Annotated in this window: 26 protein-coding genes; 21 read left to right on the top strand and 5 right to left on the bottom strand. The window is 61.6% G+C overall.

Annotation, left to right across the window (positions count from 1 at the left end; translation table 11 throughout):
• The first annotated feature begins 66 nt into the window (after positions 1-66).
• Positions 67-1,563 carry a replicative DNA helicase gene (locus C3Y91_RS20200; RefSeq protein ID WP_012756827.1) on the top strand — a complete coding sequence of 499 codons (1,497 nt, stop codon included), beginning with the start codon at positions 67-69 and terminating at the stop codon, positions 1,561-1,563.
• An 89-nt stretch (positions 1,564-1,652) separates the two neighbouring features.
• A complete protein-coding gene (gene alr / locus C3Y91_RS20195) occupies positions 1,653-2,822 on the top strand; it encodes an alanine racemase (RefSeq protein WP_174827086.1) in 1,170 nt (389 codons plus the stop codon).
• Between the two features lie 9 nt (positions 2,823-2,831).
• Here alr and C3Y91_RS20190 read toward each other — a convergent pair whose 3' ends face one another.
• Positions 2,832-3,467 (bottom strand): LysE family translocator, encoded by a 636-nt coding sequence (locus C3Y91_RS20190; RefSeq protein ID WP_130655114.1) that lies wholly within the window; start codon positions 3,465-3,467, stop codon positions 2,832-2,834.
• 165 nt (positions 3,468-3,632) lie between these two features.
• On the opposite strand from C3Y91_RS20190, the gene radA reads away from it, so the two are divergent.
• From radA to C3Y91_RS20170, 4 genes are all read left to right on the top strand, one after another.
• Positions 3,633-5,033, top strand: coding sequence for a DNA repair protein RadA (radA, locus tag C3Y91_RS20185; protein WP_012756823.1), 1,401 nt, complete (start codon positions 3,633-3,635; stop codon positions 5,031-5,033).
• Between the two features lie 89 nt (positions 5,034-5,122).
• Positions 5,123-5,749, top strand: coding sequence for a CvpA family protein (locus C3Y91_RS20180; RefSeq protein WP_011651236.1), 627 nt, complete (start codon positions 5,123-5,125; stop codon positions 5,747-5,749).
• 148 nt (positions 5,750-5,897) lie between these two features.
• Positions 5,898-7,388, top strand: a complete 1,491-nt coding sequence (gene purF / locus C3Y91_RS20175) for an amidophosphoribosyltransferase (RefSeq protein WP_018070568.1) — start codon at positions 5,898-5,900, stop codon at positions 7,386-7,388.
• A 78-nt stretch (positions 7,389-7,466) separates the two neighbouring features.
• A complete protein-coding gene (locus C3Y91_RS20170) occupies positions 7,467-8,207 on the top strand; it encodes an SDR family NAD(P)-dependent oxidoreductase (RefSeq protein ID WP_011651235.1) in 741 nt (246 codons plus the stop codon).
• Positions 8,208-8,321: 114 nt separating this feature from the next.
• On the opposite strand, the gene C3Y91_RS20165 is transcribed toward C3Y91_RS20170, so the two are convergent.
• Positions 8,322-9,071 carry a glycoside hydrolase family 25 protein gene (locus C3Y91_RS20165; protein ID WP_018070570.1) on the bottom strand — a complete coding sequence of 250 codons (750 nt, stop codon included), beginning with the start codon at positions 9,069-9,071 and terminating at the stop codon, positions 8,322-8,324.
• Positions 9,072-9,425: 354 nt separating this feature from the next.
• Between C3Y91_RS20165 and cysS the strand changes: the two genes are divergently transcribed.
• The 7 genes from cysS (at position 9,426) to rarD (ending at position 16,137) form a co-directional block, all read left to right on the top strand.
• Entirely contained in the window at positions 9,426-10,817 is a 1,392-nt protein-coding gene (cysS, locus tag C3Y91_RS20160) for a cysteine--tRNA ligase (RefSeq protein ID WP_075224237.1), read from the top strand.
• Positions 10,814-11,290: a GFA family protein gene (locus C3Y91_RS20155; protein ID WP_075224238.1), complete on the top strand. Its 477-nt coding sequence runs from the start codon at positions 10,814-10,816 to the stop codon at positions 11,288-11,290. Before cysS ends, C3Y91_RS20155 begins: the two co-directional genes overlap by 4 nt.
• Positions 11,287-11,775 (top strand): GFA family protein, encoded by a 489-nt coding sequence (locus tag C3Y91_RS20150; RefSeq protein ID WP_130664372.1) that lies wholly within the window; start codon positions 11,287-11,289, stop codon positions 11,773-11,775. The genes C3Y91_RS20155 and C3Y91_RS20150 overlap by 4 nt, the downstream gene beginning before the upstream one ends.
• Entirely contained in the window at positions 11,772-12,248 is a 477-nt protein-coding gene (locus tag C3Y91_RS20145) for a GFA family protein (protein WP_018070575.1), read from the top strand. The genes C3Y91_RS20150 and C3Y91_RS20145 overlap by 4 nt, the downstream gene beginning before the upstream one ends.
• Positions 12,245-13,207 (top strand): prolyl aminopeptidase, encoded by a 963-nt coding sequence (gene pip / locus C3Y91_RS20140; protein WP_018070576.1) that lies wholly within the window; start codon positions 12,245-12,247, stop codon positions 13,205-13,207. Before C3Y91_RS20145 ends, pip begins: the two co-directional genes overlap by 4 nt.
• A gap of 182 nt (positions 13,208-13,389) precedes the next feature.
• The gene (cimA, locus tag C3Y91_RS20135) at positions 13,390-15,003 is read left to right on the top strand and encodes a citramalate synthase (protein ID WP_075224240.1); all 1,614 of its coding nucleotides are present in this window, start codon (positions 13,390-13,392) and stop codon (positions 15,001-15,003) included.
• Between the two features lie 219 nt (positions 15,004-15,222).
• Positions 15,223-16,137: an EamA family transporter RarD gene (gene rarD / locus C3Y91_RS20130; RefSeq protein ID WP_027689730.1), complete on the top strand. Its 915-nt coding sequence runs from the start codon at positions 15,223-15,225 to the stop codon at positions 16,135-16,137.
• Positions 16,138-16,253: 116 nt separating this feature from the next.
• Here the strand turns inward: rarD and C3Y91_RS20125 are convergent, their stop codons facing one another.
• Positions 16,254-16,877, bottom strand: a complete 624-nt coding sequence (locus tag C3Y91_RS20125) for an LOG family protein (protein WP_003558142.1) — start codon at positions 16,875-16,877, stop codon at positions 16,254-16,256.
• Between the two features lie 155 nt (positions 16,878-17,032).
• Between C3Y91_RS20125 and C3Y91_RS20120 the strand changes: the two genes are divergently transcribed.
• The 5 genes from C3Y91_RS20120 (at position 17,033) to C3Y91_RS20100 (ending at position 23,362) form a co-directional block, all read left to right on the top strand.
• A complete protein-coding gene (locus C3Y91_RS20120; protein ID WP_024321222.1) occupies positions 17,033-19,057 on the top strand; it encodes a LysM peptidoglycan-binding domain-containing protein in 2,025 nt (674 codons plus the stop codon).
• Positions 19,058-19,259: 202 nt separating this feature from the next.
• Complete coding sequence (locus C3Y91_RS20115; protein ID WP_018070581.1) at positions 19,260-21,137, top strand: ABCB family ABC transporter ATP-binding protein/permease; 1,878 nt, start codon at positions 19,260-19,262, stop codon at positions 21,135-21,137.
• Between the two features lie 134 nt (positions 21,138-21,271).
• The gene (locus C3Y91_RS20110; RefSeq protein WP_018484440.1) at positions 21,272-21,970 is read left to right on the top strand and encodes a phosphatidylserine decarboxylase; all 699 of its coding nucleotides are present in this window, start codon (positions 21,272-21,274) and stop codon (positions 21,968-21,970) included.
• 74 nt (positions 21,971-22,044) lie between these two features.
• On the top strand, positions 22,045-22,890 hold the full coding sequence (pssA, locus tag C3Y91_RS20105) for a CDP-diacylglycerol--serine O-phosphatidyltransferase (protein WP_024321223.1): 846 nt from the start codon (positions 22,045-22,047) through the stop codon (positions 22,888-22,890).
• A 331-nt stretch (positions 22,891-23,221) separates the two neighbouring features.
• Complete coding sequence (locus C3Y91_RS20100; protein ID WP_165418989.1) at positions 23,222-23,362, top strand: hypothetical protein; 141 nt, start codon at positions 23,222-23,224, stop codon at positions 23,360-23,362.
• A 225-nt stretch (positions 23,363-23,587) separates the two neighbouring features.
• Here C3Y91_RS20100 and C3Y91_RS20095 read toward each other — a convergent pair whose 3' ends face one another.
• Positions 23,588-24,352: an SOS response-associated peptidase gene (locus C3Y91_RS20095; RefSeq protein WP_024321224.1), complete on the bottom strand. Its 765-nt coding sequence runs from the start codon at positions 24,350-24,352 to the stop codon at positions 23,588-23,590.
• 41 nt (positions 24,353-24,393) lie between these two features.
• The gene (locus C3Y91_RS20090; RefSeq protein ID WP_024321225.1) at positions 24,394-24,714 is read right to left on the bottom strand and encodes a YnfA family protein; all 321 of its coding nucleotides are present in this window, start codon (positions 24,712-24,714) and stop codon (positions 24,394-24,396) included.
• A gap of 72 nt (positions 24,715-24,786) precedes the next feature.
• Here C3Y91_RS20090 and C3Y91_RS20085 point away from each other — a divergent pair, with 72 nt between their 5' ends.
• From C3Y91_RS20085 to C3Y91_RS20075, 3 genes are all read left to right on the top strand, one after another.
• The gene (locus tag C3Y91_RS20085; RefSeq protein ID WP_075224241.1) at positions 24,787-25,203 is read left to right on the top strand and encodes an NUDIX hydrolase; all 417 of its coding nucleotides are present in this window, start codon (positions 24,787-24,789) and stop codon (positions 25,201-25,203) included.
• 34 nt (positions 25,204-25,237) lie between these two features.
• Entirely contained in the window at positions 25,238-25,681 is a 444-nt protein-coding gene (locus tag C3Y91_RS20080) for a TIGR02301 family protein (RefSeq protein WP_024321227.1), read from the top strand.
• A 103-nt stretch (positions 25,682-25,784) separates the two neighbouring features.
• On the top strand, positions 25,785-26,042 hold the full coding sequence (locus C3Y91_RS20075) for a hypothetical protein (RefSeq protein ID WP_003546972.1): 258 nt from the start codon (positions 25,785-25,787) through the stop codon (positions 26,040-26,042).
• Positions 26,043-26,047 lie beyond the last annotated feature (5 nt).

Here is a 26,047-nt window from a genome sequence, read left to right as displayed (position 1 = left end):
GTAGCCTCTTGATTTTCGCGTCCGGAATTGCAAATCCGGAGCTGGAAAAAGACAGAACGGATGATGATGAACGACGCCGCTCGAAAGATTGCAGCTGTTGCCCCGTCGGAGCAGCATTATCGCGAAGCACCCAACAATATCGAAGCCGAGCAAGCGCTTCTGGGTGCGATCCTGATGAACAACGACGCCTATTACCGGGTGTCCGACTTCCTGAAGCCGATCCATCTCTATGAACCGCTGCACCGGAAGATCTTCGAGGTTGCCGGCGATATCATCCGCATGGGCAAGATCGCCAACCCGGTGACGATCAAGACCTTCCTGAAAGCCGACGAAAAGGTCGGCGACATGACGGTTTCGCAATATCTGGCGAGCCTCGTCAGCAATGCCGTCACCGTCATCAATGCCGAGGATTACGGCCGGGCGATCTACGACCTGGCGCTGCGCCGGGCGCTGATCACCATTGGCGAGGATGTCGTCAACATCGCCTATGACGCGCCGCTCGACATGCCACCGCAGTCGCAGATCGAGGATACCGAACGCCGCCTCTTCGAACTGGCGGAAAACGGCCGCTACGACGGTGGCTTCCAGGCCTTCAACGATGCGGTCGCGCTGGCGATCGACATGGCGGCCGTCGCCAAGGAACGTGATGGCGGGCTTTCCGGCATTTCCACCGGCATCCATTCGCTGGATTCCAAGATGGGCGGCCTGCAGCGGTCGGACTTGATCGTGCTTGCCGGACGCCCCGGCATGGGCAAGACCTCGCTTGCCACCAACATCGCCTACAATATCGCCGCCGCCTACGAAGGCGAAGTCCAGTCGGACGGCAGCATGAAGGCGAAGAACGGCGGCGTTGTCGGCTTCTATTCGCTCGAAATGTCGTCCGAACAGCTCGCCACCCGTATCATCTCCGAGCAGACGGAAGTCTCCTCCTCGAAGATCCGCCGCGGCGACATCAACGATGCCGATTTCGAAAAGCTCGTCGCCTGCTCGATGATGATGCAGAAGGTGCCGCTCTTTATCGACCAGACCGGCGGCATCTCGATCGCCCAGCTTTCGGCCCGCGCGCGCCGTCTGAAGCGCCAGCGCGGCCTCGACGTGCTGGTGGTCGACTACATTCAGCTGATGACCGGCTCGGGCAAATCCAGCGACAACCGCGTGCAGGAAATCACCCAGATCACCACCGGCCTGAAGGCGCTCGGCAAGGAACTCAACGTTCCAATCATCGCGCTGTCTCAGCTTTCGCGCCAGGTCGAAAGCCGCGACGACAAGCGGCCGCAGCTTTCCGACCTTCGCGAATCCGGCTCGATCGAGCAGGACGCCGACGTCGTGCTCTTCGTGTTCCGCGAGGAATATTACGTCAAGAATTCGGAGCCGCGCGACATCCACGATCCGAAATATCCGGAATGGGAAGCGCTGTTCGACAAGGTGAAGGGCACGGCCGACGTCATCATCGCCAAGCAGCGCCACGGGCCAACAGGCACGGTGAAGCTCGCCTTCCAGGCGGAATTCACGCGCTTTGCCGATCTCGCCGATCCCTCCTTCACCCAATATGAAGAGCACTGATCGCGCGGATGCTGCGTGCAGCGCCGGGCTTTCCCTTGACATAGTTGACCTTTAAACTGGCCGGAGAATCCTTCTCCGGCCTCTTTTCGATGCGGATCATGAGCGAATTTTTCGACGCCCCCGAAGACGACAACTTTGCCTCGGCAGGCCTGCGGCTGACCGTCGACCTGACCGCTCTGACGGAGAACTGGCGCGACATGGCGCGCCGCTCCGGTGCGGCGCGCGCCTCGGCGGTCGTCAAGGCGGATGCTTACGGCATGGGCATCGAGGATGCCGGCGAAGCGCTCTACATGGCCGGCGCCCGCGACTTCTTCGTCGCGACCGTCGACGAGGGCGTAACACTTCGCCTCTATGCGCCCGAGGCGCGCATCTTCGTGCTTTCCGGCATCTGGCCGGGCACCGAGCGACGCTTCTTCGAAAACGATCTGGTGCCGGTGATTTCTTCCGACGAACAGCTCGCCTTCTGGATGGCGGTGCTTGCCGATTACGGCGACTACCCCTGCGCGCTGCATGTCGATACCGGCTTCAACCGGCTCGGACTGCATATCGACGATGCGATCACGCTCGCCGACGACGTCTCGCGGCCGGCGAGCTTCGCGCCCGTGCTTATCATGAGCCACCTCGCCTGTGCCGACGATCCCACCCATGCGATGAACCGGCAGCAGCTCGAATCATTCCAAAGGGTTAGCGCCGCCTATGAAGGCATCGATTCAAGTCTTGCCGCCTCGGCCGGCATCTTTCTCGGTGAGGATTATCACTTCGACCTGACCCGCCCCGGCATCGCGCTCTATGGCGGCGAAGCGGTCAGCGGCATGGCGAACCCGATGCGGCCAGTCGCGACGGCGGAAGCGCGCATCATCCAGGTGCGCAACGTCGAAGCCGGCGAGACCGTCAGCTATGGGCGGGCGCTGCAGCTTCGCCGCGAAAGCCGGCTGGCGATCGCCTCGGCCGGCTATGCCGACGGCTACATGCGCGGCCAGTCGAGCGGCGGCGTGCCACTGCGCCAGGTGGTGCCGCAGGGCGGGCAAGGCTTCATCGCCGGACACAAGGTGCCGGTTGCCGGCCGGATCACCATGGACCTGACGATCTTCGATATCACCGACCTGCCTGACAACGCCGTGCGCGCCGGGGATTATGTCGAGCTGTTCGGGAAGAACATGCCGGTGGACGATGTGGCGCGGGCATGCGGCACGATCGGATACGAGATCCTGACCAGCATGGGGCTCCGCCACGAGCGGCGCTACGTGGCCGAGGAATAGCCTTCCTATTCAGCGGCTGCTGAGGGCGAGACGGACACCGAGCGCCAGGAAAAGCGCCCCGAGGCCGCGATCGAGCCAGAGTCCGATTTTTTGATTATGCCTGATCGCGTCAGCAAGGCGCCCTCCGAGAAGGACGAGCGGCGGTTCGATGAAGGCCGCCACGACGATGATGAGCCCGCCATGCAGCAGGAGCTGGGCCCATGCCGGCCCTGCCCCTTCGACCACGAATTGCGGCAGGAAGGCCAGGAAGAATATCGCCACTTTCGGATTGAGCAGCGACACCAGGATTCCCTGCCGGTAGATCCTTGCCACCGGCAATCTTTCACCGACGGCCTTTGTCAGGCCACCGCCGCCACCGGAGCGCAAAGCCTGAATGCCGAGCCAGACGAGATAGGCGGCGCCGATCCATTTGACTGTCGAGAAGGCGACGGCGGAAGCGGCAAGTATGGCCGAGAGGCCGAGTGCCGCCATCAGCACATGCAGGCAGGCGCCGGACCAGACGCCGAACAGCGCGGAAAAACCGGCGCGCTTTCCGCTTCTCATCGTGTGGCCGAGGATGAAGGCGATGTCGGGACCGGGCGAGAGATTGAGCAGAACCGCCGCCGACAGAAATGCAAGCCAGTGTGTGAGCGAATAATCGAACATCTTTCACCATTCCCGGATGACTAGGAGCAAAGGATAGGCACGGGCGCGCTGATGGGGAAATCATTAGTTTTGATCCGTCGCGACAGCCATTATCTCAAGCACGATATTGATTCGATGAGGCGGCGCGTCTGCTTCACTTGGAAACCCGGACTGAAAGAGTACTAGATGGCGAAGGCCAGAACACAATTCATCTGCCAGAGTTGCGGCACGGTTCATAACCGCTGGGCCGGCAAATGCGAGAACTGCGGCGAGTGGAACACCATCGTCGAGGAAGACCCGATGGGCGGGATCGGCTCCGGTCCCGGCAAGACGCCGAAGAAGGGCCGCCCGGTGGCGCTGACGGCGCTGTCGGGCGAGATCGAGGAGGCACCGCGCATCCATACCGCCATGTCGGAGCTCGACCGGGCGCTCGGCGGCGGCTTCGTGCGCGGTTCGGCGGTGCTGATCGGCGGCGATCCCGGCATCGGCAAATCGACGCTGTTGATGCAGGCAGCAGCCGCCCTTGCGCGGCGCGGCCACAAGATCATCTACGTCTCCGGCGAAGAAGCCGTGGCGCAGGTCCGGCTGCGAGCGCAACGCCTTGCGGCGGCCGATACCGACGTGATGCTGGCGGCCGAAACCAATGTCGAGGACATTCTGGCGACGCTCGCCGAGGGCAAGCGGCCGGACCTCGTCATCATCGATTCCATCCAGACGCTATGGAGCGAACTTGCCGAATCGGCGCCGGGAACGGTGACGCAGGTGCGCACCGGGGTGCAGGCAATGATCCGTTTCGCCAAGCAGACGGGGGCCGCCATGGTGCTCGTCGGCCACGTGACTAAGGACGGGCAGATCGCCGGGCCACGCGTCGTCGAGCACATGGTCGATGCCGTGCTCTATTTCGAAGGCGATCGCGGCCATCACTACCGCATCCTGCGCACGGTCAAGAACCGCTTCGGCCCGACCGACGAGATCGGCGTCTTCGAAATGTCAGACAAAGGCTTACGCGAAGTCGCCAACCCCTCGGAACTCTTCCTCGGCGAGCGCAACGAAAAATCGCCGGGTGCTGCCGTCTTCGCCGGCATGGAGGGCACGCGTCCCATTCTCGTCGAGGTGCAGGCGCTGGTGGCGCCGACCTCGCTCGGCACGCCGCGGCGCGCCGTGGTCGGCTGGGATTCGGCACGGCTCTCTATGATCCTCGCAGTTCTTGAGGCCCATTGCGGCGTCAGGCTCGGCCAGCACGACGTCTATCTCAATGTCGCCGGCGGTTACCGCATCTCCGAACCGGCGGCCGATCTTGCCGTCGCCTCGGCGCTCGTTTCCTCGCTTGCCGGTATTGCCCTTCCCGCCGATTGCGTCTATTTCGGCGAAGTCAGCCTGTCGGGCGCCATCCGGCCGGTTGCGCACACCGCCCAGCGCCTCAAGGAAGCCGAGAAGCTGGGTTTTTCTGCAGCACTGCTTCCATCCGCCTCCGCCGAACTGCCGAAGGGCTCCGGCGGGCGCTGGAGCGAAGTCGGAAGCCTGCCGGATCTGGTCGCGCGCATCGCCGGATCGAAGGGCGCGCTGCGTGTGGAAGACGACGTTTGATCCTTTCATTGCCAGGAATGGTGATGATATAGGAGCACACGATAAGGCACGACACGGCCGCCAAGCGGCAGTCCTGGAGTTGAATTTACATGCCCATTACGATTTTCGACGGTATTGTCATCGGCGTCGTGCTCTTCTCCGCCGTGTTGGCGATGGTCCGCGGGTTTTCACGCGAGATCCTTTCGATCGCGAGCTGGGGTGGTTCGGCTGCCGCCGCCTATTACCTCTATCCGTACCTGCTGCCCTATGCGAAGAAATATACCGATGACGACCGTATCGCGATCGTCGGTTCGGCAGCGGTCGTCTTCCTGATCGCGCTCATCGTCATCTCCTTCATTACGATGAAGATCGCCGACTTCATCATCGACAGCCGCGTCGGCGCGCTCGACCGCACGCTCGGCTTCCTGTTCGGGGCGGCGCGCGGTGTGCTGCTCCTGGTCGTCGCCGTCGCCTTCTGGAATTGGCTCGTCGATGTCGACCACCGTCCGGCCTGGGTCAACGAAGCGAAGTCGAAACCTTTCCTGGATTCGATGGTGGTGAAGCTGAAATCGGTTCTGCCGGAGCAATTTGCCCAGATGATACCGGAAAGCATCCGTGATAAGCTGCAGCCGCCGGCACAGGGCGCTGGAGGTACCACTCCGCCGACGGGCGACCAGGCTCCGGCAGAAGACGCACCGACCGCGCCAGCAGACGGCGCACAGCAGCCGGCGAATTGACACAGTGTTCAAGAGCTTGACCCGCCTTCCGGCAATTGCCATTTGAGCGGAACATGAAATGAGGGTCCGGCCGAGCATTCCAGCTCCGCCGGGCTCAGCTATTTCTGGAAATGCCGATCCATTCTTGTGAGAGCAGAGGCCCGCAGAAATGAACCAGTCCCATTCCTTCCCGACCGACGATCCGCTCGACGGAGATACGCTGCATGAAGAATGCGGGGTTTTCGGAATTCTGGGACATCCCGATGCCGCCGCGCTGACGGCTCTAGGCCTGCATGCCTTGCAGCACCGCGGGCAGGAAGCGGCCGGCATCGTCTCCTTCGACGGCAAGCGCTTTTATCAAGAGCGCCACATGGGCCTCGTCGGTGACCACTATACCAATCCGATGACGCTTGCCCGCCTGCCCGGCAGCATTACGATCGGTCATACCCGCTACTCGACAACCGGCGAAGTGGCCATGCGCAACGTACAGCCGCTCTTTGCCGAACTGGAAGAAGGCGGCATCGCCATTGCCCATAACGGCAATTTCACCAACGGCCTGACGCTGCGCCGCCAGATCATCGCGACCGGCGCCATCTGTCAGTCGACGTCCGATACCGAAGTCGTCCTCCACCTCATCGCCCGTTCCCGCCATGCTTCCACGTCAGACCGCTTCATCGACGCCATTCGTCAGATGGAAGGCGGCTATTCGATGCTCGCCATGACGCGCACCAAGTTGATTGCCGCGCGCGACCCGACCGGCATCCGCCCGCTGGTCATGGGCGAACTCGACGGCAAGCCGATCTTCTGCTCGGAGACCTGTGCGCTCGACATTATCGGCGCCAAGTTCATCCGCGACGTGGAGAACGGCGAAGTCGTCATCTGCGAAATCCAGCCTGACGGCTCGATCAGCATCGATGCGCGTAAGCCCAGCAAGCCGCAGCCGGAGCGCCTCTGCCTGTTCGAATATGTCTACTTCGCCCGCCCGGACTCGGTTGTCGGCGGCCGCAACGTCTATACGACGCGCAAGAGCATGGGCATGAACCTTGCCAAGGAATCGCCCGTCGATGCCGACGTGATCGTGCCGGTGCCGGATGGCGGCACACCTGCGGCGCTCGGCTATGCTCAGCAGAGCGGCATTCCCTTCGAATACGGCATCATCCGCAACCATTATGTCGGGCGCACCTTCATCGAGCCGACGCAGCAGATCCGCGCCTTCGGCGTAAAGCTGAAGCATTCCGCCAACCGGGCAATGATCGAAGGCAAGCGCGTGGTGCTGGTTGACGATTCCATCGTGCGCGGCACGACTTCTCTCAAGATCGTCCAGATGATCCGTGAAGCCGGCGCGCGCGAAGTCCATGTCCGCGTCGCAAGCCCGATGATCTTCTTCCCGGATTTCTACGGCATCGACACGCCTGACGCAGACAAGCTGCTGGCAAACCAATATGCCGATGTCAAAGCCATGGCCAAATATATCGGCGCGGATTCACTCGCCTTCCTGTCGATCGACGGCCTCTATCGCGCTGTTGGCGGTGAAGACCGCAATCCGGCCCGGCCGCAGTTCACCGACCACTATTTTACCGGCGACTATCCGACCCGCCTGCTCGACAAGAACGGCGAGTCTATGGGCAACAAGATTTCGATGCTTGCCAGCAACGGCTGACACAGCGCGCCGGTTTTTCCATTGTCCATCCCGAGGGGTTCATCGCACCCCTCTCCCTTCGTGAGGGAACACGACATCATGAATATCAATCTTGAGGGCAAGATCGCGCTCGTCACCGGTGCGTCGCGCGGCATCGGCTATTTCACAGCGCTGGAACTTGCGAAAGCCGGCGCCCATGTGATTGCCTGCGCACGCACAGTCGGCGGACTCGAGGACCTCGACGATGCGATCAAGGCCATCGGCGGCACGGCGACGCTCGTGCCCTTCGACCTTGCCGACATGAATGCGATCGATGCGCTCGGCGGCTCGATCTTCGAGCGCTGGGGCAAGCTCGACATCCTCGTCGCCAATGCCGGCGTGCTCGGCGTCATTTCGCCGATCGGCCATATCGAAGCGAAAGTGTTCGAGAAGGTGATGACCATCAACGTCACCGCGACATGGCGGCTGATCCGTTCGGTCGACCCGTTGTTGGCCCGCTCGGATGCCGGCCGCGCGGTGATCATCTCTTCGGGTGCTGCCCACAAGTGCCGCCCCTTCTGGGGCGCCTATTCCGCTTCCAAGGCTGCGGTCGAGGCGCTGGCACGCACATGGGCCGGCGAAAGTCAAAGCACACCGCTGCGGGTCACCAGCGTCGATCCGGGGGCGACACGCACGGCGATGCGGGCGCAGGCGGTGCCGGGCGAAGATCCGCAGACTCTGCCGCATCCCTCCGAGGTCGCAAAGGCGATCCTGCCGTTGCTGGGGCCTGGAGTGACCGAGACGGGTAAGCTGTTCATCGTGCGGGAGAACAAGCTCGTCGATTACCGGTTGCCGGAATAAGCTCCTGCATAATTCCTTAAATCGGAATCGATTTAAGGATAAAATTATGCAGCAATTCAAAGTGCCACAGCGTCCTTTGCGGCTCTCGAAAAGACGCGTGGCGCTGTAGACGTCTCAGTTCGCTGCAACTGCCGGGAACAGATGCGCCAGGCCCGCTTCCGACGGGCAAAGCGCATTGAGGTCAACCGGTCCCTGGATGCCGTCCAAGGTGCCGTTGTCGGCAAATTGCCAGATTGACCAACGACTGCACTCTTCCTGCCTCGGTTCCCTGAATACACTACGCAGCCACAGATAGTGGTCGGGAAAGCGCGATTCATTGCCTTTCAGATATTGATCGAAGAACTCCTGCGTCACGTAGAAAATAGGCTTCTCCGGAAAAGTGCCCTTCAGCTCGGTGAAGAAGGCGTTCACCTCGGCAGCCATTTCCTCGAGCGTCGGGATTTTGTTACAATTGCCGACAAACTCCAGATCGATGGCGATGGGCAGAGTTCCCTGTTCCTTCGGCACGGTCGCCAGGACGTTCTGCGCCTGATCCTTGCCCGGTCGGCAGAAGGTGAAGAAATGATAAGCGCCCCTGACCAATCCAGCATCTCCGGCGCGCTGCCAGTTGTCGGCGAATTTGGAATCCCGATGATCTCCACCTTCGGTCGCCTTCATGAAGGCGAAGCGGACATTCGCCTGCGAGGCAACCACATTCCAATCGATATCACCTTGGTGATGGCTGACATCGATGCCTTGGATCGGATAGCTGCTTAAGGAAGGATTGTTGAAGCGAAGCATTCCGAAATCGTATGCGAAATATGCAGCGAATGCGACCACCAGCATTGCGGTCGCTCCGATCGTCGATCGAGCCGGTCTCCGCATCCCTTCCTCCCTATTAACAACAGCTTCTCAACCGGCTATGCGAGATTTGCGCCGCGAAAATGGCGGGCGAATTTCAAGGGCGCGCCAACTGGTTTCACCAGATGTCGCGGCTGCGATCGATTCATCGGATGGATGGATCCTGTTGCCGCTGGATCGCTCTTCGCCCCCTTGACCGGAAGCGCGAACCGGGCCATAAAACCCGCCATGAAAACGGTTATCTGCATTATCTGCCGGAAGATTATTCGCTAGCGCGAGCGCTGGCCCGGCCGTTTTCGTCTCCCAAATAGTCAAGATGCGAAACGCCCCGGTCCGCCGGTCGCGATATTTTTCTGATCGTGCATTTGGGAGAGTGAAATGGACGCGACGCCGGAACTGAAGCTGTACAACACGCTGACACGGGAAAAATCGGTCTTTTCGCCGATCGATCCCAACAATGTCCGCATGTATGTCTGCGGCCCGACCGTCTATGACTTCGCTCATATCGGCAATGCCCGGCCGGTCATCGTCTTCGACGTGCTGTTCCGGCTGCTGCGCCATGTCTATGGCGAAGACCACGTCACTTATGCCCGCAACATCACCGACGTCGACGACAAGATCAATGCGCGGGCGCTTCGGGACCATCCGGGCCTGCCGCTCAACGACGCGATCCGCGCCGTCACGGAAAAGACCGAGACCCAATTTCACGCCGATGTCGCCGACCTCGGCTGCCTGGAGCCGGACTTCGAGCCGCGCGCCACCGACAATATCGTTGAGATGACCGAGATCATCGAGAAGCTGATCGGCAACGGTCATGCCTATGTCGCATCGGGCGAAGTGCTGTTCGACACCAAATCCATGGCGGATTACGGTCAGCTTTCGAAGCGCCCGCTCGACGAACAGCAGGCCGGCGCCCGCATCGCGGTCGACGCGCACAAGAAGAACCCGGGTGATTTCGTGCTCTGGAAGCTGTCGAGCCACAACGAGCCCGGCTGGGAGAGCCCATGGGGCCGCGGCCGGCCCGGCTGGCACATCGAATGCTCCGCGATGAGCAAGCGTTATCTCGGCGATGTCTTCGACATTCATGGCGGCGGGCTGGACCTGATCTTCCCGCATCATGAAAACGAGATCGCCCAGTCGCGCTGCGCCCACGGCACCGAGGTGATGGCGAATGTCTGGATGCATAACGGCTTCCTGCAGGTCGAAGGCCGCAAGATGTCGAAATCCGAAGGCAATTTCGTCACTATCCATGAGCTGCTGCACACGGAGATCTTCGGCGGCCGCAAATGGCCGGGCCAGGTGCTGCGCCTTGCCATGCTGATGACGCATTACCGCGAGCCGATCGATTTTTCGATCAAGCGACTGGAAGAAGCCGAACGTCTGCTCGCCAAATGGCCGGCGGCCGAAGCCGGCGATGCGGCGCCCGATGAAAGCGTGCTCAATGCGCTTTCCGACGACCTCAATACGGTCGCGGCAGTGCAGGCATTACATGCGCTGGCGCAGGCTGCCCATGCGGATCCCACAGCCCGTGCCGTCTTTGCCGCAACGGCCGACCTTCTGGGCCTGCTGCCGAAAAAGATGGAAATCGACGAAGCCGTCGCATCGGCGGTCGATGCGCTGGTCGCGATGCGTCTCGAAATGTTGAAAGCGAAGAACTTCACCGAGGCTGACAAGATCCGTGACGAGCTGACGGCGAAGGGCATCCAGTTGAAGGACGGCAAGGAACCGATGACGGGCGAGCGCGTGACGACGTGGGAGGTCAAGAGATGACGACCAATACCGGCGGTTGCCAATGCGGAGCGATCCGTTTCCGCGTCAGCGGCGACATCAAGGATTCGTCGATCTGTCATTGCCGTATGTGCCAGAAGGCGTTCGGTGCTTATTATGCGCCGCTGGTCTCAGTGCGCGGCGCCGATTTCGAATGGACACGTGGAGAGCGGAAAAAATTCCGCTCTTCCAACTTTGTCGAGCGCGGCTTTTGCGGCGACTGCGGCACGCCGCTCACCTATGAAGCGCCGGATGGAATGGCGATTGCCGCCGGCGCCTTAGACGATCCTTCGGCATTTCCGCCGGTGATCCAATTCGGCATCGAAGGCAAGATCGGTTTCGTCGATCATCTGCACGAATTGCCGGGGCACCGGACGGAGGAGGATGCGCAGGCTGCCCCCTTCCTGCTCGAGCTCGTCTCCCACCAGCATCCCGATCATGAGACGCAGGCATGGCCAATGAAGGAGCTCAGATGACGGCGGAAGCGGACAGAAGCGGCGGGTGCCAGTGCGGCGCGGTGCGCTATCATGCCAAAGGCGAACTCGGCTATCCCCATCTTTGCCATTGCCGCATGTGCCAGAAGGCGGCCGGCAATTATTTCATGCCGCTTGCCGCCGTGATGCGCAGCGATTTTACCCTGACGCGCGGCGCACCGAAATGGTTTCAGTCCTCGGATCTGGTGCGGCGCGGCTTCTGCGGCGATTGCGGTACGCCGCTGTTCTACGACATTCCGGAGACTGATTTCATCAACCTCACGCTCGGCTCGCTTGATGATCCCGATGCGGTCAAGCCGGTGATGCAATCGAACACCGGCCGCAAGATGTCCTGGTTTCACACGCTCGACGGCCTGCCGCTTGAACCACAGCCTGAAACGCCGGACCGCGAGAACGCGATCGCGGCAAGCAACCATCAGCACCCCGACCACGACACGAAAAGCTGGCCCCTCGGAGAAAGCTCATGACGGACACGACAAAGACAGGCGGATGCCAGTGCGGCGCCGTGCGCTTCCGCATTTCAGGCAGACTGGGACGTCCCTCGATCTGCCATTGCCGCATGTGCCAGAAACAGTTCGGCGGTTTCTTCTCCGCGCTCGTCACCACGCCTGAGGAAGGGATGGAATGGACGCGCGGCGAGCCGAGCTACTTCCAGTCCTCGGTCAATATCGAACGCGGGTTCTGCAGCAATTGCGGCACGCCGATGACCTATCGTCATCCGGGCGGGCTGGAGCTTGCGATCGGCACCTTCGACGACCGCAGCGACCTCGCACCGCTGATCCAGGTGAACTACGAGGCCCGCCTGCCCTGGGTCGAGGAAATCTTCGAGGCGCCGGTGCTGAAGGATCAGGATTTCTACTCACGACAGGAGGCGATCATCTCCTTCCAGCATCCCGATCACGACACAGAAGTCTGGCCCGCGAAAGGCGTGAAGATATGACCGAGATACTGCGCACGCTCTATCCCGAAATCGAACCTTATGCTTCCGGCCATCTCGATGTCGGCGACGGCCATGTGATCTATTGGGAGCGCTCGGGTACGCCTGGCGCCAAGCCCGCCGTCTTCCTGCATGGCGGCCCGGGCGGCGGCATCTCGCCTGCCCATCGCCGGCTCTTCGATCCTGCTCTCTACGACGTCATGCTGTTCGACCAGCGCGGTTGCGGCAGGTCGACGCCGCATGCGGAACTCCATGCCAACACGACCTGGCACCTCGTTGCCGATATCGAGCGGCTGCGCGAGATGGCAGGCGTCGACAGCTGGCAGGTGTTCGGCGGCTCCTGGGGCTCGACGCTGGCGCTCGCCTATGCCGAGACGCATCCAGAGCATGTCTCCGAGCTCATCCTGCGCGGCATCTATACGCTGACCAAGGCCGAGCTCGACTGGTACTACCAATTCGGCGTCTCGGAAATGTTCCCGGACAAGTGGGAGCGGTTCATCGCGCCCATTCCGCCGGAAGAGCGGCATGAGATGATGCATGCCTATCATCGCCGTCTGACGCATGAGGACAGGAACGTCCGCCTCGCGGCGGCGCAGGCCTGGAGCATCTGGGAAGGCGAAACGATCACGCTGCTGCCGGAACCTTCGACGAGCTTCAAGTTCGAAGAGCCGGAATTCGCCTATGCATTTGCGCGCATCGAGAACCATTTCTTCGTCCATGCCGGCTGGATGGACGAGGGACAGCTGATCCGCGATGCGGGCAGGCTCAGGGATATTCCCGGCGTGATCGTGCATGGCCGCTACGACATGCCCTGCCCGGCCAAATATGCCTGGCTGCTGCACAAGGCCTGGCCGAAGGCGGAATTCCACCTGATCGAGGGCGCGGGCCATGCCTATTCGGAGCCGGGGATTCTCGATCGGCTGATCCGGGCGACGGATAGGTTTGCCGGGAAGCAAGACTGATCGTTAGCATTGGGGGGCAGCCCCTCACCCTAACCCTCTCCCCGCCCGCGGGGAGAGGGGACGTGCCCCGCAATACGGTGCGGCATATCCCTTCCCCCGTCATAACGGAGAGAAGGTGGCGGCAGCCGGATGAGGGGCAGCATCCGCACTCCATAACAACCCGCCTGGCGGGAGGAAACGACATGAAAGAACGCATCTACCTCTTCGACACGACGCTCCGGGACGGGCAGCAGACGCCCGGTATCGATTTTTCCGTCGAGGACAAGATTGCGATCGCCGCCATGCTGGACGAATTCGGCCTCGACTACGTCGAGGGCGGATATCCCGGCGCCAATCCGACGGATACCGCCTTCTTCAGCGAGAAGCGCACCAGCCAGGCCAGTTTCGTCGCCTTCGGCATGACGAAGCGAGCAGGCGTTTCGGTCTCCAACGATCCCGGCATTGCCGGGCTGCTACAGGCAAAATCCGATGCCATCTGTTTCGTCGCCAAGAGCTGGGATTATCATGTCGCGGTGGCGCTCGGCTGCACCAACGAGGAAAACCTCGAATGCATCGCCGAAAGCGTCAAGGCGGCGGTTGGCGCGGCCAAGGAGGCGATCGTCGATTGCGAGCATTTCTTCGACGGCTTCAAGGCCAATCCGGCCTATGCGCTCGCCTGCGCCAAGACGGCCTATGACAGCGGCGCCCGCTGGGTCGTGCTCTGCGACACCAATGGCGGCACGCAGCCGCCGGAGGTGCGGGCGATTGTCGAGGCGGTGATCGCCGCCGGCGTTCCCGGCCACTGTCTTGGCATCCATGCGCATAACGACACCGGACAGGCGGTTGCCAATTCGCTTGCCGCGGTCGAAGCCGGCGTCCGGCAGATCCAGGGCACGCTGAACGGCATCGGCGAACGCTGCGGCAATGCCAATCTGGTGACGCTGATCCCGACTCTGGCGCTGAAGAGCGCCTACAACACACGTTTCGAAACGGCGATCGATGAGGAGCGGCTGCTCAACCTCACTCGGCTCTCGCATGCCTTCGACGAGCTGCTCAACCGCTCGCCCGACCACCAGATGCCCTATGTCGGCGCTTCCGCCTTTGCCACCAAGGCCGGCATCCATGCATCGGCCCTGCTCAAGGACCCGCGGACCTATGAACATGTGCCGCCGGAAACCGTCGGCAACTTCCGCAAGGTCATGGTCTCTGACCAAGGCGGCAAGGCGAACTTCATCAATGCGCTGAAACGGCGCGGCATCGCGGTCGCCAAGGACGATCCGAAGCTCGACCTGCTGATCTCCATCGTCAAGGAACGTGAATCCATCGGCTATGCCTATGAGGGCGCGGATGCGAGCTTCGAGCTGCTGGCGCGCCGCACGCTCGGCACGATCCCGGAATTCTTCACCATCGAAGGCTTCCGCGTGATGATCGAGCGCCGCTTCGACAGTCTTGGCCGCGTGAAGATCGTCTCGGAGGCGGTGGTCAAGATCACCATCGACGGCCAGACGCTGATGTCGGTTGCCGATGCCGAAGGCCCGGTCAACGCGCTTGACCTCGCGCTGCGCAAGGATTTCGGCAAGTACCAGCACGAAATCGACGATCTGGTGCTCGCCGATTTCAAGGTGCGTATCCTCAATGGCGGCACGGAGGCGATCACCCGCGTATTGATCGAATCCACCGACAGCGACGGCGTGCGCTGGTGGACGGTCGGCGTCTCCGAGAACATCATCGACGCTTCGTTCCAGGCTTTGATGGATTCCGTCATTTACAAGCTGATGAAGAACCGGCAGCTGGCGGGCAAGATCGCGGCGGAATAGACCTATTCCGCCGGCTCGGCGACGAGACCCCAGCCCTCGGCCGAATACCATTCGCTTCCTTCGGGCTTCGTCTTCCAGCCGAGAGCATCGGATATCTTCTCGTCCATCGCTTCGTCTCCCGGTTCAAATCCTCTCACCCTTCATTCAACGAAATGAATTGGCCTATTCACGGCGCTTAAGCTAGGCCGGATCAGAAGAAGAACAAAGATGGAAACACCGATGTCGACCGATGCATCCGTTCCGTTGGCCAAGAACGAAGACAGTCCGCGCGGGTTCGCCTTCGCGCTGACAGCCTATCTGCTCTGGGGCTTCCTGCCGATCTACATGAAGGCGGTGGCGCATATTTCGCCGGCCGAGGTGATCGCGCATCGCATCGTCTGGTCGCTGCCGCTGGCGGGCATCGTGCTGATCGTGCTCGGACGCACACAGGACATCCGAACGGCGCTCGGCTCGCCGCGCATGCTGGCGATGGCGGCGCTGACGGCGTCGCTGATCACCGTCAACTGGGGCACCTATGTCTGGGCGATCGGCGCCGGCCATTCGCTCGACGCAGCACTCGGCTATTTCATCAATCCGCTGTTCAGCATCTTTCTTGGCGCGGTGTTCCTCAAGGAAAAGCTGCAGCCGCTGCAGATCGCGGCGATCGCGCTTGCGGCGCTTGCCGTCGCCATTCTCGCGCTGGACAGCGGCGGCATCCCGTGGGTGGCGCTGACGCTGGCGATCAGCTGGGGGTTCTACGCCCTGTTGCGCAAGACGCTGCCGCTCGGGCCGAACCAGGGCTTCTTCCTCGAAGTGCTGATCCTCAGCGGGCCGGCCCTCCTCTACATTCTCTATCTCGAATTCGGCAGCGGCCAGGGCCACCTCTACCGCACCGGTCTTGCCGACACGATCCTGCTGCTCGGGTGCGGCGTCATCACCGCCGTGCCGCTGATGATCTATGCGAACGGCGCCAAGCTCTTGAAACTCTCGACGATCGGCATCATGCAGTATATCGCGCCGACGATGATCTTCCTGATCGCGGTCTTCGTCTTCCACGAGCCATTCGGCACGGCGCGCATGATCGCCTTCCCGCTGATCTGGGCGGGGCTGTTCCTCTATAGCTGGTCGATGCTGAAGGGAAGCCGCGGGCGCTGAGGGCGCTAAAGCGCGCCACGTCGAATCGGATTCATGCGACGCGCTTTAGGTCTTTGTTTTATGCATGTCTTTGTCCCAAAACCGCTGGACACTTTTGGGCGACATGCATTGCATCCCTACATCTTCGAAATCACCTCGTCCTCGCCGTCACGATCGGCGGCGAGCTGGGCTGCCTGGGCCATGATCGCCGGAATGATGCCGGAGATCTCGTCGACGACGAGTGGCTGCACCCGGTGGGCGGTGTGCAGGAAGCCTTCTTCGGTCATATGGCGCATCAGTTCCATCATCGGATCCCAGAAACCGTTGACGTTGGCGAAGACCATCGGCTTCTCGTGGCGGCCGAGCTGCGCCCAAGTCATGATCTCGACGATCTCCTCCAGCGTACCGATGCCGCCGGGCAGCGCGACGAAGGCATCGGAGCGCTCGAACATGGTGTGTTTGCGCGCATGCATGTCAGGGGTTACAATGAGTTCGTTCAGCTGACCGAGCGAGTGGCGAGTCGCTTCCATATCGATCAGGAATTCGGGAATGATGCCCGTGACCTGACCGCCGCCTGAAAGCACGCCGCTGGCAACCGCGCCCATGATGCCTTTGGTACCCCCGCCATAGACGAGGCGCAGGCCGTATTCGGCGATCTCTCTTCCGAGAGCACGCCCGGCCGCCATGTGGGAAGGATCGCGTCCCGGCCTGGAGCCGCAGTAAACGCAGATGGATCGAATCGATACAGATTGTTCGGTCATGAGGGCAAAACAACTATTCCATTTCAATGCAGTCAAGAAAATTGACTGAAAAGCAGCGTGCCTAGCTTGCCTAATTGCTTTGAATGCTTGTGGAAAGCAACGGGAATCGCTAGCAATTTTGGGTATTACGGCAAATTGCCGCTCTGGGAGACATAATGATGAAGAACCGTGCCGGCTTGCTGGCTCTTGCAGTCCTCGCAATCGCAATCCTACTGATGGTGTTTGTCGTCATGCCGCGTATCGGCGGCGATGCAACCAAGGTCGGCGACGCCATCAACCAGGCGAGCACGGAGCTCAAGAACACGGTTAACGAGGCGTCAAAGACATCGCGCTCCGCTGTGGGCGATGCGGCTGCGGTCGCCGATCAGGTCGGTCGCCTTTCGGCCGATGCCGGCGTATCGCTCAGCGAGCTCAAGGCGCTGCTTGCGGACGGCAAAGGCCCGGCCATCGATGTTTTCACTGCCGCCAAGACCAAGGCCGTCAACGCGCTGACCGCACTTGCCGGCTTCACTATTCCCGAGGGCCTCGATCCCGCGACCCAGACCCTTGCCGCCAAGGCCAAGGACGGCGGCGCGAAGGCGCTCGCCATCGTCCAATCGCTGCCTGAGAACATTGCCGATGCGCTTGCCGCGATCGCCAAGGCAGAGGCTGCTCTGACCGGTGCGCCGGAGACCGCCCCTGCGGCGAACACGGCAGCGGAGAATACCGGCCCGAAACTTCCGGCCTTCGACGTATTGCGCGTCGAGCCCGACGGCTCGACGGTGATCGCCGGCTCCGCCGAACCGAACGGCAAGCTCGAGGTGCTCGACGGCGAGAAGGTGGTGACGACGGCCAATGTCGATGCGAGCGGCGATTTTGCTGCCGTCCTCGACGATCCGCTTCCGGCCGGCGACCACCAGCTCGTGCTCAAGTTCACGGGCAAGGACGGCAAGAGCACGCTTTCCGAAGAAGTCGCGACCATTTCCGTGCCGAAGGACGGCAATGGCGCCAATCTGCTCGCCATGGTCTCCAAACCCGGTGCGGCGAGCCGCATCATCACCGCGCCGAAGGCCGGAACCGAAGTTGCCGATGCCTCCAATCCGATGGCCCCGCCTGCGGACAAGCCGGCAACGGGCGAAAGCTCGGCTGCGCCTACCGCAACAGTTGCACCAACCGGCGAGCTGGCGCTGCAGGCGCCGAACCTCACCGACACCTCCTCCGCCGGCGCAGCTACGCCATCGGATAAGGCGAATGTGCCCGATGTGATGGTCAATGCCGTCGAAATCGAGGGCAACAAGATCTTTATTGCCGGCACGACGCGCCCCAACGCCAAGGTTATCGGTTATGCCGACGACAGCCTCGTCGGCCAGGATACCGCCGGCTCCGACGGCCACTTCGTCATCGACGGCGTGGTGGCGCTCTCGGTCGGCGACCACAAGATCCGCGTCGATGTCGTTGATCCCGCAGGCAAAGTGATCGTGCGCGCGGCGGTGAATTTCAATCGCCCAGCCGGCGACCAGGTGAGGGTCGCCGCACAATCGGTACCCGCCGACACGAACAGCGCTCCCTCGATGGTGCCGCTCGACGAAGGCGAGCTCGACAAACTCAAAGCCGAAGTCGGCAAGGCCTTCGGCCTGCTGAAGGGCCTGTTTGCCGATGGCAAGCTGCCAGGCGCCGAGCAGCTCGCCGCGGCGCGCTCGGCAACGGAATTCGCTCTGCGCTCCGTCGCCGATTTCCGCCCTGCGGCCGATGCGCCTGATGTCTTCAAGCAGACGTCAGGCTCCGCCTCTCAGATCGCCGGCAACGCGCTGAAACTGCTGCAGGGCCTGCCGAAGGATGCGAAATCCGTGGGCAGCGCACTCGACAGGCTCGGCGCGATGATCGCCGAACTCGCCGTGGCACCCGCGCCGGCAGCGCCGTCCGCAAACGATGTCGGAAGCAACCAGCCGAAGACGATCGAACAGGCGCCGCTGACGGCAAACAACGCAGCGGTTATCATTCGCCGCGGCGACACGCTGTGGCAGATCTCGCGCCGCACCTATGGTCTCGGCGTTCGCTACACGACAATCTACATCGCCAACGAGGACAAGATCATCAATCCCGATCGCATCCGCCCTGGCCAGATTTTCGGCCTGCCGAAGGATGTACTGCCGAATGCCGAAGAGCTGCACCGCAAGCGCATGTCCGGCCAGCATCTCTAAGCTGCAAAACAACACGGCAAGACCGGGCGGGATAAGCGCCCGGCCTCGTCGTTTCCTTACCCCAGCAATTGTTGTATTCGTCCGCCCGGCACCCTATCTGGCGGTGGCGGCTGCGGGTTGTGGGAAGCGCTTTCAGGCACGTCCCGGTTCGCGCTCTTGCCGGCATCGAATCGCGGCAAGCCCATCCGGGCTGGAGACAATCATGGCAAACGGCAAGACAGTCTCGGATTCCAACCTGCCGCAGACGCTTCTCAACCTCTGGCCCTATATGTGGCCGGCCGGCCGGCCAGACCTCAAGATGCGCGTCGTCTGGGCTTCGGTCTTTCTGCTGATCTCCAAGTTCGTCCTGCTGCTCGTCCCCTATTTCTTCAAATGGTCGACCGATGCGCTGAACGGCAGGATGGATCTTGCCGGCTCCGTGCCGCCGCTGCTGGCCGGCGCCATCGCGCTTGTCATCGCCTATAACATCACCCGGCTGATCCAGCTCGGCCTCAACCAGCTGCGCGACGCGCTCTTTGCCAGCGTCGGACAACATGCAGTGCGCCAGCTCGCCTACAGGACCTTCGTGCACATGCACGAACTGTCGCTGCGCTTCCATCTGGAGCGCAAGACCGGCGGTCTCTCCCGCATCATCGAGCGCGGCACCAAGGGTATCGAGACGATCGTGCGCTTCACGATCCTCAACTCCGTCCCGACCGTCATCGAATTCCTGCTGACGGCAGTGATCTTCTGGTGGGGCTACGGCTTCTCCTATCTCGCCGTTACCGCCTTTACCGTCTGGGCCTATATCTGGTTCACGATCCGCGCATCCGACTGGCGCATCGCCATCCGCCGGTCGATGAACGACAGCGATACCGACGCCAACACCAAGGCGATCGACTCCCTCCTCAATTTCGAGACCGTCAAATATTTCGGCAATGAGGAGATGGAGGCAAAGCGTTTCGACAAATCGATGGAACGCTACGAGAAGGCGGCGACCGATGTCTGGACCTCGCTCGGCTGGCTGAATTTCGGCCAAGGCGTCATCTTCGGCATCGGCACGACCATCATGCTGGTGCTGTCGGCGTTGGCCGTGCAGCGCGGTGAGCAGACGGTCGGCGATTTCGTCTTCGTCAATTCGATGCTGCTGCAGCTTTCCGTACCGCTCAATTTCATCGGCTTCGTCTATCGCGAAATCCGCCAGGGGCTGACCGACATCGAGCAGATGTTCGATTTGCTTGAAGTGCAGACCGAAGTCAAAGACGCGCCCGATGCGACCGAACTTCGGATCGGCCAGGGCGCGATCTCCTTCAAGGACGTACACTTCGCCTATGATGCGGCCCGTCCGATCCTGAAGGGCATTTCCTTCGAGGTGCCGGCCGGCAAGACGGTCGCCGTCGTCGGTCCGTCGGGTGCGGGCAAATCGACGCTGTCGCGCCTGCTGTATCGTTTCTACGATATCCAGAGCGGCGCAATCAGCGTCGACGGTCAGGATATCCGCACGGTGACGCAGAAGAGCCTGCGCTCGGTGATCGGCATGGTGCCGCAGGATACCGTGCTCTTCAACGACACGGTCGCCTACAACATCCGCTACGGCCGCACATCGGCCAGCGACGGCGAAGTCTTTGCCGCTGCCGAGGTGGCGCAGATCGCGCATTTCATCGAAACGCTGCCCGAGGGTTTCGAAACCAAGGTCGGCGAGCGCGGGCTGAAGCTTTCGGGCGGCGAGAAGCAGCGGGTGGCGATCGCCCGCACCATCCTCAAGGCGCCGCCGATCCTGATCCTCGACGAGGCGACGTCGGCGCTCGACACGACGACGGAACGAGAAATCCAGGAAGCACTCGACCTGGTTTCGAAGAACCGCACGACGCTTGTTATCGCCCACCGGCTTTCGACTGTCATCAGCGCCGATGAAATCATCGTGCTCAAAAGCGGCGAGATCGCCGAGCGCGGAACCCATGCCGCCCTCCTCGAAAGGAACGGCCTCTATGCCTCGATGTGGAACCGCCAGCGCGAGGCGACACAGGCGGAGGAACATCTGAAGCAGGTGCGCGAAAGCGACGACCTCGGCGTGATAACGCGGCTTGCTCCGGCAAGCTGAGCCGGGAGACCGACGCCGGCCGGCTTTTGTTGTTCAGAACCCCGGCGTGGGAACCAGGGCCGAGGCCGCAGCATTGCCCCGGAGACGGTTTTTCGCTAACCAGCAAAAATGGAAACGCAAGGAGACCGGCAGCCATGAGCCTGTTCAACACGGTTCGCAACACGATCGTCCCCGTGCACAAGGAGGGTTATCCCTTCGTTGCCGCCTTCTTCGTCGCGTCGCTTGTCTTGGGCTGGATCTTCAAGCCGCTCTTCTGGATCGGCATGATCTTCACGCTCTGGTGCGCCTATTTTTTCCGCGATCCCGAGCGCGTGACCCCGCAGGACGACGATCTGGTGATCTCTCCCGCCGACGGCAAGGTCTCGGCGATCCAGATGGTGACCCCTCCGGCAGAGCTCAATCTCGGCTCCGAGCCGATGCTGCGCATCTCGGTCTTTATGAACGTCTTCAATTGCCACGTGAACCGGGCGCCGATGCGCGGGCGCATCGTCAGCATCAACTACCGCTCCGGCAGCTTCGTCAACGCCGAACTCGACAAGGCGAGCGAGGACAATGAGCGCAATGGACTGGTGATCGAAACCCACCACGGCCAGATCGGCGTCGTGCAAATCGCCGGCCTCGTGGCGCGGCGCATCCTCTGCTGGGCAAACCCCAACGAGCCGGTGGATGCCGGCGAGCGCTTCGGGCTGATCCGTTTCGGCTCGCGGCTCGACGTATTCCTGCCCGCCGGTGCTGCGCCACGCGTCTCGCTCGGCCAGACGGCGGTTGCGGGAGAAACCGTCATTGCCGAATTCGCCTCCGCCAAGGGTCCCGTCATCAGCCGCCGCAGCTAGAGCGGTTCAGCTTTCACGGAAGTGAACGCTGCGCAGTTTTGCTGGAATTGCTTTAGGAACGATTGGAACGCGATATGGAAACGCCTTTTCCGCCTTTCGAGCCCAATGGGCCGGATGATTCCGCCCGCGGCCCACGTCTGCGCGAAATCCCGCTCCGGCTCGTCTTTCCGAACCTCATCACCATTCTGGCGATCTGCGCCGGGCTGACCGGCATCCGGCTGGCTTTCGAGAATCGTTACGAACTCGCCGTCTCCATGGTGCTGCTCGCCGCCTTCCTCGACGGTATTGACGGGCGCGTGGCGCGGCTGATGAAGGCGACTTCCAAATTCGGCGCGCAGATGGATTCGCTTGCCGACATCGTCAATTTCGGCGTCGCACCCGCCCTCGTCGTTTATGTCTTCGCGCTCGACCAGGCGCGCTCGCTCGGCTGGATCGCCGCCCTGATCTATGCGATCGCCGCCGGGCTTCGCCTTGCCCGTTTCAACGTCATGGCCGAACGCGAAAACAAGGCGAGCTGGCAATCGGAATATTTCGTCGGCGTGCCGGCGCCGGCCGGCGCCATGCTGGTGCTGCTGCCGGTCTATCTCGGCTTCCTCGGGCTGGCGACGGACCGCACCTTCGCCTATCTCTCGTCGATCTACACCGTGCTCATCGCCTTCCTGCTGATCAGCCGGCTGCCGGTCTGGTCAGGCAAATCGGAAGGCAACCGCTTGCGGCGCGATCTCGTGCTGCCGATGATGCTTGGCGTCGTGCTCTATGTGGCTCTGCTAATGAGCTACACCTGGGAGGTGATGGTCTTCACCGTTGCCGCCTACCTCCTATCGCTTCCCTTCGGCGCGCGGAAATGGCAGCGGAAATACGGAACGCTGACGATCGAGGAGCCGGGCATCGGCGACGACGATATCGGCCGGCACATCTGATCACCGAGCATTTCCGGATTTCTCCAAATTACGGAAATGCTTCTCTCCCTTCGTTCTGACGGATCCCCGGGAAAAGCATGCGTTTTCCCGGAGAAACCGTGCGCTTATCCGGGTGAAAACTGTTCCGCGCTTTTCCCCAGAAAACCGCTTTCGCACTTTTATTGGAACTACTCTCTTCAGTAAGTTTTAACCAACGTAGGCTTCAGTTAAGCCTCGCGAATTATGGTGCGCGTTTACAAATCCTGATAAGCGACGCCCCCATTTTGTCGCTATTCGTGACGAAACATCAAACCATAAAACACCCAGGGAAGAACCACGCAAGGAGAGTATCGTGACTTCGAACAAGACCAGCGAACAGCAGGCGGCCAAGCCAGACCTCGCCGCAAACTATCGCCCCGTCGGCCTGAAGGCTGTTGCCGCAGCATCGCTGATGGCGAAGCATAGGCCGACCAGCGTCAAGAAATCCGCTTGAGGCAAGAGGCTTCAAATTGGAATCATGCGTGCTTTCGGGTTGCATGCGTTAGGCACCGCTGACGAAGTGAATGACGAGGCAATTGCCGGAAATCTCCTGACAACGCTCTGGCGACATCAGCACAACCCGAAAAACCTGATGGACGAAGCGACGCATCGCCGTCGCTTATGTGAGATGTCGGCGCCGATAGGTCGCCGACGGGCTTGCTGGTGCGGCGGATAGTGTTCAGAAGAAGCTGAGCTGGCCGTCGTAAGGCTTTTGCTTCTCGGGCGCCTTCAGCGGCTTTTCGATGACGACCGGCTCTTGCAGGTCAGGCCCCATATTGGCAACCTTGTTGACCTTGTCGGAGACCGGGACAGCCTGGAAGAAATCGTCCTGAACGGGCTGCATCAGGTCGACCACCTCGCGCGGTTCCTGCGTCTTGCAATCGAGCCAGCGCGAGAAATCCTCAGGCTTGATGACGACAGGCATGCGAACGTGGATCGCCGATATGGCTGAATTGGCCGATGTCGTCAGGATCGCGCCGGTATCGACCTCGGAGCCGTCGGCCGAAGACCATGTCTCCATCAGCCCGGCAAAGGCGATGACCCCACCCTGGCGCGGCCTGATCCAGTAGGCCTGCGGCCGCTCGCCGCTTTCCTTCGGCGGGCGATGCCATTCATAGAAACCGGAGGCTGGAATGAGCACGCGGCGATGACGCATGGCGGCGCGGAAGGAGGCCTTGCCAATCGCGGTTTCGGAGCGCGCGTTGATCAGCAGCGGAAAATCTCTCGGATCCTTGACCCAGCCGGGCGTGAGGCCCCAGCGCACGAGCACGGCGCGCCGGTCGGCCAAGTTGCTGCCCTGCTCCCTGCCCTCGCCGGATATGACGACGAGGATCGGTTGCGTCGGCGCGATGTTGTAGCGCGCCGGAAAATCGTCGAGATCGAGACCGGAGAAGAAGTCGCTCAGGTCGGCGCTGGAGCTTGTCAGGGCGAAACGTCCACACATCGGCCTGTCTTTACACCCGGCTCGTATCCGGTCAAGACGCCTCAGCCTCTCGGTGCGAAGAGGATGAGGCTGGCGCCGGCAAGGCAGATCAGCGCGCCGCCGATATCGTAACGATCAGGCACGCGGCTCTCGACCAGCCACAGCCAGAGCAGCGAGGCGAGGATATAAATGCCGCCATAAGCCGCGAAGGTACGACCGGCAGCCTCACTCGGCACCAGCGTCACAGCCCAGGCAAAAAGTGCCAGAGAGACCATGCCCGGTGCCAGCCACCAGACGGGTTTTTCGAGCTTCAGCCATGCCCAGAAGGCAAAGCAGCCAGCGATCTCGAAGAGGGCAGCAAACGCAAAGATGATGTAGGTCATGGAAGCACCTTTCGAATCTCCGTCGCACTCTTCATCCGATAAGATGGGCGATCACAGCAAGAGCAGGCCCCGATGACCTCCACCGCCAGAGCCGCCTCCTCCGCCATTCTCGAACGAGACGGGCGATTCCTCCTCGTGTTGCGGCGCAATCCGCCTTCCGCCGACATGTATGCCTTTCCCGGCGGGCGGGCCGAGCCCGGCGAAACGCCGGACCAAACGGCATTGCGCGAATTCCATGAAGAGACCGGCATTTCGGCACGTAATCCGCGGCTGTTTTCGACCTACGACCTGAAGACGCTTGCGGCCGACGGCAGCGTCAAGAGCCATTTCCTGCTGTCGGTCTTTCGCGTCGATGCAGATGAAGACGCGGTGGCGGAAGCCGCCGACGATGCGGCCGCCCTCGGCTGGTACACGGTGGAGGATATCCGGCAATTGCCCGTACCGCAGAGCGTGCTCGAATGCGTTGAGCGGCTGGCGGGCGGCGAATAGACGTGGAAACTTTGAAGCACGCCTTGTTGCTGTCATGCTGAGCGTATCAACTACGAGCATGATTCCTGTTCGACGCGTTTTCCTGTCCCTGCTCGTGCTCGCCGGCCCTGCGATGGCGCAGGGCAAGAACACCTCGCCTCCACAGGAGGAGCAGATTGCGCCGCCGATCGTGAGCGTGCCCTATGACGACAAGCTGGCGCGGTTCGCCGAGGTGCTGGGTTCGGTGCATTATCTGAGAACGCTCTGCAAGGCAGCGGGTGGCGACGAGTGGCGAAACGGCATGCAGCAGCTGCTCGATTCGGAGACCGGCAACGAGCAGTTGCGCAAGGAAAAGCTCACAGCGGCCTTCAATCGCGGCTATCGCGCCTTCGCCTCGGTCTATACGGATTGCACCCCGGCGGCCATCGTGGCAGAAGAGCGCTACCGTAACGAAGGTGCAACACTTGCCACAGAAATTACCTCGCGCTTTGGAAATTGACGTTTAATTAACCTGTTTTCGCATGCGGACGTGTCGTTTTGGGAAAAGGCTGTTAGTGTTGTTAACGGTGCAGTAAGACATGAGAAGTTCTGAGGAAAAGACAATGGAAGCAAGCCTCAACGACATCGACGACATGATCGTCCACGAAAAGATGCAGGCAGCTCTGGAGTACCAGAACGAGGCTTGGGCCGATGGCATGGCCGACGGTATCGAGCCTGAAATCATCGCTGATGCCGCCATTGCACATGCGCTGCGCGAGACGATCAGATTGCATGGTGAAAAGAGCGCCGAAGCCCTGCTGGATTCGCTGCGTGAGCGCATGCTTGCCGGCGAATTTTCCGCGAACCGCACCCTGCAATAATTGTT

Source organism: Rhizobium ruizarguesonis, from assembly GCF_012349115.1.
GTDB lineage: Bacteria > Pseudomonadota > Alphaproteobacteria > Rhizobiales > Rhizobiaceae > Rhizobium > Rhizobium ruizarguesonis.
Note: the sequence above shows the minus strand (reverse complement) of the source record. Positions and strands in the feature narration are given on the sequence as shown.

What these genes read in the sequence shown, in the direction of transcription:
- C3Y91_RS20200 (WP_012756827.1), top strand. Translation starts at nt 67, where the DNA reads ATGAACGACGCCGCTCGAAAGATTGCAGCTGTTGCCCCGTCGGAGCAG.
- alr (WP_174827086.1), top strand. Translation starts at nt 1,653, where the DNA reads ATGCGGATCATGAGCGAATTTTTCGACGCCCCCGAAGACGACAACTTT.
- C3Y91_RS20190 (WP_130655114.1), bottom strand. Translation starts at nt 3,467, where the DNA reads ATGTTCGATTATTCGCTCACACACTGGCTTGCATTTCTGTCGGCGGCG.
- radA (WP_012756823.1), top strand. Translation starts at nt 3,633, where the DNA reads ATGGCGAAGGCCAGAACACAATTCATCTGCCAGAGTTGCGGCACGGTT.
- C3Y91_RS20180 (WP_011651236.1), top strand. Translation starts at nt 5,123, where the DNA reads ATGCCCATTACGATTTTCGACGGTATTGTCATCGGCGTCGTGCTCTTC.
- purF (WP_018070568.1), top strand. Translation starts at nt 5,898, where the DNA reads ATGAACCAGTCCCATTCCTTCCCGACCGACGATCCGCTCGACGGAGAT.
- C3Y91_RS20170 (WP_011651235.1), top strand. Translation starts at nt 7,467, where the DNA reads ATGAATATCAATCTTGAGGGCAAGATCGCGCTCGTCACCGGTGCGTCG.
- C3Y91_RS20165 (WP_018070570.1), bottom strand. Translation starts at nt 9,071, where the DNA reads ATGCGGAGACCGGCTCGATCGACGATCGGAGCGACCGCAATGCTGGTG.
- cysS (WP_075224237.1), top strand. Translation starts at nt 9,426, where the DNA reads ATGGACGCGACGCCGGAACTGAAGCTGTACAACACGCTGACACGGGAA.
- C3Y91_RS20155 (WP_075224238.1), top strand. Translation starts at nt 10,814, where the DNA reads ATGACGACCAATACCGGCGGTTGCCAATGCGGAGCGATCCGTTTCCGC.
- C3Y91_RS20150 (WP_130664372.1), top strand. Translation starts at nt 11,287, where the DNA reads ATGACGGCGGAAGCGGACAGAAGCGGCGGGTGCCAGTGCGGCGCGGTG.
- C3Y91_RS20145 (WP_018070575.1), top strand. Translation starts at nt 11,772, where the DNA reads ATGACGGACACGACAAAGACAGGCGGATGCCAGTGCGGCGCCGTGCGC.
- pip (WP_018070576.1), top strand. Translation starts at nt 12,245, where the DNA reads ATGACCGAGATACTGCGCACGCTCTATCCCGAAATCGAACCTTATGCT.
- cimA (WP_075224240.1), top strand. Translation starts at nt 13,390, where the DNA reads ATGAAAGAACGCATCTACCTCTTCGACACGACGCTCCGGGACGGGCAG.
- rarD (WP_027689730.1), top strand. Translation starts at nt 15,223, where the DNA reads ATGTCGACCGATGCATCCGTTCCGTTGGCCAAGAACGAAGACAGTCCG.
- C3Y91_RS20125 (WP_003558142.1), bottom strand. Translation starts at nt 16,877, where the DNA reads ATGACCGAACAATCTGTATCGATTCGATCCATCTGCGTTTACTGCGGC.
- C3Y91_RS20120 (WP_024321222.1), top strand. Translation starts at nt 17,033, where the DNA reads ATGATGAAGAACCGTGCCGGCTTGCTGGCTCTTGCAGTCCTCGCAATC.
- C3Y91_RS20115 (WP_018070581.1), top strand. Translation starts at nt 19,260, where the DNA reads ATGGCAAACGGCAAGACAGTCTCGGATTCCAACCTGCCGCAGACGCTT.
- C3Y91_RS20110 (WP_018484440.1), top strand. Translation starts at nt 21,272, where the DNA reads ATGAGCCTGTTCAACACGGTTCGCAACACGATCGTCCCCGTGCACAAG.
- pssA (WP_024321223.1), top strand. Translation starts at nt 22,045, where the DNA reads ATGGAAACGCCTTTTCCGCCTTTCGAGCCCAATGGGCCGGATGATTCC.
- C3Y91_RS20095 (WP_024321224.1), bottom strand. Translation starts at nt 24,352, where the DNA reads ATGTGTGGACGTTTCGCCCTGACAAGCTCCAGCGCCGACCTGAGCGAC.
- C3Y91_RS20090 (WP_024321225.1), bottom strand. Translation starts at nt 24,714, where the DNA reads ATGACCTACATCATCTTTGCGTTTGCTGCCCTCTTCGAGATCGCTGGC.
- C3Y91_RS20085 (WP_075224241.1), top strand. Translation starts at nt 24,787, where the DNA reads ATGACCTCCACCGCCAGAGCCGCCTCCTCCGCCATTCTCGAACGAGAC.
- C3Y91_RS20080 (WP_024321227.1), top strand. Translation starts at nt 25,238, where the DNA reads ATGCTGAGCGTATCAACTACGAGCATGATTCCTGTTCGACGCGTTTTC.
- C3Y91_RS20075 (WP_003546972.1), top strand. Translation starts at nt 25,785, where the DNA reads ATGGAAGCAAGCCTCAACGACATCGACGACATGATCGTCCACGAAAAG.